Source organism: Acinetobacter sp. YT-02 (assembly GCF_002412355.1).
Taxonomy (GTDB): Bacteria; Pseudomonadota; Gammaproteobacteria; order Pseudomonadales; family Moraxellaceae; genus Acinetobacter; species Acinetobacter towneri.
The window spans coordinates 1-2,064 of record NZ_NOZT01000096.1; the positions used below are offsets into that span (position 1 = coordinate 1).

General features: G+C 37.2%; 4 protein-coding genes. 3 read left to right on the forward strand and 1 reads right to left on the reverse strand.

Annotated elements, in window-relative coordinates; genetic code table 11:
- Positions 1–295: 295 nt before the first annotated feature.
- The 3 genes from CF596_RS14400 (at position 296) to CF596_RS14410 (ending at position 1,820) form a co-directional block, all read left to right on the forward strand.
- On the forward strand, positions 296–583 hold the full coding sequence (locus CF596_RS14400; protein WP_004971241.1) for a BrnT family toxin: 288 nt from the start codon (positions 296–298) through the stop codon (positions 581–583).
- A complete protein-coding gene (locus CF596_RS14405; protein WP_004971243.1) occupies positions 570–884 on the forward strand; it encodes a BrnA antitoxin family protein in 315 nt (104 codons plus the stop codon). Before CF596_RS14400 ends, CF596_RS14405 begins: the two co-directional genes overlap by 14 nt.
- Before the next feature lie 378 nt (positions 885–1,262).
- The gene (locus tag CF596_RS14410; RefSeq protein WP_019836970.1) at positions 1,263–1,820 is read left to right on the forward strand and encodes a DNA-binding protein; all 558 of its coding nucleotides are present in this window, start codon (positions 1,263–1,265) and stop codon (positions 1,818–1,820) included.
- 82 nt (positions 1,821–1,902) lie between these two features.
- On the opposite strand, the gene CF596_RS14415 is transcribed toward CF596_RS14410, so the two are convergent.
- Positions 1,903–2,064, reverse strand: a 162-nt coding sequence (locus tag CF596_RS14415) for a type II toxin-antitoxin system YafQ family toxin (protein ID WP_143228717.1), incomplete at its 5' end; no start/stop codon positions are given.

The window sequence follows — 2,064 nt, forward strand, 5'->3', positions numbered from 1 at the left end:
AGACATAAACGTCAAATCAAAGATATGTCTCAATAAGGTAATAAAATTAAGTTTTCCTACAATTAACATAATGGCGGCTATACACAATACACTTGTATATTAATATAAATATCAAGTATTTAATAAATTAAGAAAAATCCAAAAATGCCCAAAAAGCCGATTTTGAAACAAGTCGGCTTTTTTATGAGCAGTTTTGGAATGTTTTGCCAATAATTTTGACTAAAAATTACGCTTCTCAACTTGAGTGATACAATTTTGTGATACATTATTGTATATACAAATTTGAATGTTTTTTATGAAACAGTATTTCGAATGGGATGAGGCAAAGAATCGAAAGAATCAGAAAAAGCATGATATCTCTTTCGAAACTGCAAGCCTTGTTTTTGAAGATCCATTAAGGATCTCAATCCAGGACAGACATACCGATGGTGAAGAACGTTGGCAGACCATTGGGAAAGTAAAAGGCGTACTAATGCTCTTAGTAGCTCACACCATCTTTGATGAAGATGACTGTGAAATCATAAGAATTATTAGTGCAAGACAGGTAACAAAAGCGGAGCGAGATAAATATGAGCATGGTTAGACACTCACGCAAAGAACTGAATGAAAAATTCAGCGACAAGCAAGATGCTGAAATTGAACGCTTGCTTGCTAAAGGCACGGTTCCTGATGATCAGTTAGATCTATCAGATATTCCTGAAATTACCGATTGGAGCAATGCTGTACGTCATAATCAATTCTATCGCCCAGTGAAACAACAGACTTCCATTCGTTTAGATGCTGATGTACTTGCATGGTTTAAAGCTCAAGGCAAAGGCTATCAAACACGAATGAATGAAATTTTACGGGATGCCATGCTAAAAGAATTAAAAAATCATCAATAAAAATGGGAGCTTAAGCTCCCATTTTTAGATTCGTATAACGTGTATCATGTCAATTTTAGTATGACTTAATAAAATCAATACTATATTTGCAGCTAGTAAAATTTATGGCTAGCTATTTTTATAATTAAAAATATAGAAGAATTACTGCCACACCGCTGGAAACCTAAATCGAATTAAAAAATAGGCATGGGGTTCAGCGGACGCTTACAATTAATCTAATAGAAATCATCTTCTATCGGCTTTTGCTAAATTGGAAAACATTAGCGAACAGCTGCAGAGGGTTTTAGCTAGTCATAATTCATAAAAAATATCGATTGTGTACTGTACTGTAATGTACTAAAATACGATACAGTACAGTACACAATAGGAAGTAAACCCATGGCAATCACTAAATCAGATGTGGCAAAAGCCATCGAATCCCTTGCAGCACAAGGCTCAAACCCAACTAACGATAATATCCTTGCGGTTCTTGGTAGCGGCTCAAAGACCACTATCAACAAATACCGCAAAGAGATCCTTGAAGAGCAACTGGCGGCAGCCGTTACTACGGCAAAAACTCTGAAAGATGCGGAACTTGTTACCGTGTCACAAGTCATTGCAACCCTATTGCAAGAACGGATTGATGCAGTACAAGGCGGATATGCGGAAACAGTGCAACAACTGGAAAAGCAGCTTGCAGATACCACAGAAAAACTGGAACAGGTGCAAATCAAACTTGATGAACAGGTTAAACAAACTGATGACACCACCGACAAGCTGAAAGTCGCTCTTGCTAGTACAGATAAGGCAAAAGAAGACTACAACGCCTTGCAAGCCAAATATGAACAGCTACTCGAAAAATCAGGCTCGATCAAATATGTGGAATCACAACTCACTAATGCAAATGCACGGATAGCTGAATTAGAAAAACAGATTACAATGCAAAAAGACAAGTAACTGACGATGAAGGCTGACATGCTCCCCATTAAATCACCGGTTTAGTACGGAGTATGTCAACGCTCTTTGGGGGTTACATCATTCAAATTGCTAATTCGCTATGACTGCCTAAGCGAACTAATTTCAAAATTAGTAGTTCACCTTCTTCTGTTTTCTTATAGATTAAAACGAGATCAGGTTTGATATGGCAATCACGATGACCTACCCAATTACTGACCAAAGCATGGTCACGATACTTTTCAGG